General features: G+C 31.9%; 2 protein-coding genes. One reads left to right on the top strand and one right to left on the bottom strand.

Translation table 11 applies throughout. The features are described from left to right. Positions 1-753: 753 nt before the first annotated feature. Entirely contained in the window at positions 754-2,142 is a 1,389-nt protein-coding gene (locus L8D11_RS04880; protein ID WP_236870549.1) for a hypothetical protein, read from the top strand. 195 nt (positions 2,143-2,337) lie between these two features. On the opposite strand, the gene L8D11_RS04875 is transcribed toward L8D11_RS04880, so the two are convergent. Continuing rightward, positions 2,338-2,552, bottom strand: a 215-nt coding sequence (locus L8D11_RS04875) for a hypothetical protein (RefSeq protein WP_236870548.1), incomplete at its 5' end; no start/stop codon positions are given.

Below are 2,552 nucleotides of genomic sequence, written 5' to 3'. Positions count from 1 at the left end.
AAGACTTTAGCAACAGCAATAACTATAGATTCGCGGATTTTGCTTTCATGTAGCTCGTAAAAGTTATACCAAGCATTATTAGTTAATAAGATTGTTTTTAGATTAATTTGACAACCTGTTTTTATTAGAAGTTACCCATTGTATTCCATTTTCTCCTATTATGCTACCATTGCCGTAGGCAATCTGATTTGAATAACGTGATTGCCACAATTTTTTGTTTTACGCTATACTTCTCTCTCTTCTGTCATTTATTGTAAAATGACAGCCGCAACTTTTACATTTATACCTTTGTTTCCCGTTCACTTTCGCAGATCTGTAATAATTACTTTCTCTGCATTTGCAACATATTATTTCTGACATATACTAACCTTATTTGTATTATTGTACATATCATAGCAGCTTTCTCAATTGTATGCTATGTTTGCTTAGCAATGCCCCATTTTCTCCTATTATGCTACCATTGCCGTAGGCAATCTGACTTGTTAAAAGCAATCAAACTGCATTTTTAGAATTGCAAACTTTAAAAAATTCCTCTTGTGCGTAAGGTGAGCCCCTAATGAGGTTTGGAATGAAATTTTGTAGGCTTTGTTCGAATTAGACCTTGAATTTTCACCTTTTTTCATATAGAAATATGAAGGGAAATTGCAACCAGATATGCTAAAATTAAGCTTCTTTTCTTGCCGTAATTCAGATTAGATGTTTATTTTTTGGCTTATGCCTACACTATCTAACAATCCCGTATAAAAAGATAAAATGAACCAGTTATTTATAAAAAACTTCTCCTTGGATTCTTTACAAAAATCGAAATTATTAGTTGGTGGTTTTATTTTTTTTTTGATAATCTCTGCATATACTATTGCTCAGGAATTAAAATACTCTGTGTTTGCAATGATAATTGGCATAGAATATATACCTATTGCAAAAATAATGACATTTGTCATTTTACTCCCTGCAATATTATTGGATGCGTGGTTAGTTGATAGATTCAAACGCCATCAATTATTAATGGCATATACATTTTTTTTTGGGGTATGCGGGCTGATTTTTTCTTTTTTTTTAACGCATAACGTAATTGGAATTGAAAACACACAGGTTAGTAAATACAGGCTATTTGGGTGGCTATTTCTGATATACCAAGAAGGATACGCTCCTTTTTTACTCGGTATATTTTGGTCTTTTATGAACTCAATTAATTCTCCTGCTGATGCAGCAAAGACATATGGCTTTACTGTAAGTTGCTCAAAAATAGGGGGGCTGTTAGTTGCGTTTAGTGCCTACTTTTTTCTTACTAATAATGCTGAAATAGTTTCATATATAAAACCTAATACTAAAATTACTCTATTGCTTATACTAGCATCTTTAGCACTATTATTAGTTCCAATATTTCTAAATGCTATGATGAAAAAGTTAGATAGTAAAGTTTTTACAGGCTTTAACACTAATATTAAAAAAGAAAAGGTAAAAAAAACAGGTATATGGATTGGTTTCCAGCTATTGTTAAAAAATCGATATGTTTTTGGTATCTTTCTTATGATTTTTCTAGGAGATACATTGGTAGAAGTTATTAATTATCAAAGACTATTAACAATTATAAAAGATTCAACCTCTGGGAACTCAATTCCTAATCTAGCTAACATGGCTGCTAAAATGTATTTGCAAATATCTTATATGCATGCGTTAGGTCTAATAATATCTTTTTTTTTAACTAATAGTATAATGCGGTTTATAGGTACTAGATTTTCTGTGTTTATTACTCCTGTTCTCGCTAGTTTTTTTTTACTTACTTATTTTATTACTGGCTTTGATTTTCTTTTTGCATGGTTGTATATAATCTTGAAGGCTATGACATATACCATTAATACACCAATAAGAGAAAGTCTTTATATTGTTACTAGCAAGGATATTCAATTCAAAGCAAAATTTACCGTTGATGCAATGAGCTTGAAGCTTGCTAGAAGCAGCGGACATTTATTTAATCATTTCAATACTACTACTATTTCAAATCTATATGGTGCTACAGGCAATGCATTAGCTAGCAATATTTTCTTTTCAAGCTTGCTCGTTACATGGTTAGTATCCACTTATTTTGTAAGCAGTATATACCATAAGGCAATAAAGGAGAATAAAGTTATTAGTGGATAAAAGGCATGGCTTTAGATTTTGGTTCTGTCGCATTTGTTGGAAGGGATAAGAATCTTTGATATTCTGAAAGGAATAGTTGCTGGTAATAATGTTTAAAGTAGATCCAAAAATAATGAAATATTTCAAGAATCACGAATATGGTCCAGAAATAATAATGGTATCTCTGTACATGAAGGGAAGATAGTCATTAAGCTATCAAAGACCATTGCATAATAGGCAGAAAGAAACATATATGATAGAATGAAAAGATAAGTACATACGAAAGAGGAGGCAAAATGTCATTTTGTGCGCCGTGCATGATGTAAGAGTAGAGGGTTCAAGTCCCTCATGGGCTGATATAGAGCTGTCCATTAGCTGAGGCAAGGTTAACTTCGTGAGGAGTTGGCGGAAGGAAGCTGACGGCAAAGTAA

The organism is Candidatus Bandiella numerosa (assembly GCF_021811875.1).
Lineage (GTDB): Bacteria > Pseudomonadota > Alphaproteobacteria > Rickettsiales > Midichloriaceae > Aquirickettsia > Aquirickettsia numerosa_A.
This window is presented reverse-complemented; position numbering and strand designations above follow the sequence as displayed.

Bases quoted from the DNA above. Each gene is read 5' to 3' on its own strand.
- L8D11_RS04880 (WP_236870549.1), top strand. From the start codon at position 754: ATGAACCAGTTATTTATAAAAAACTTCTCCTTGGATTCTTTACAAAAA.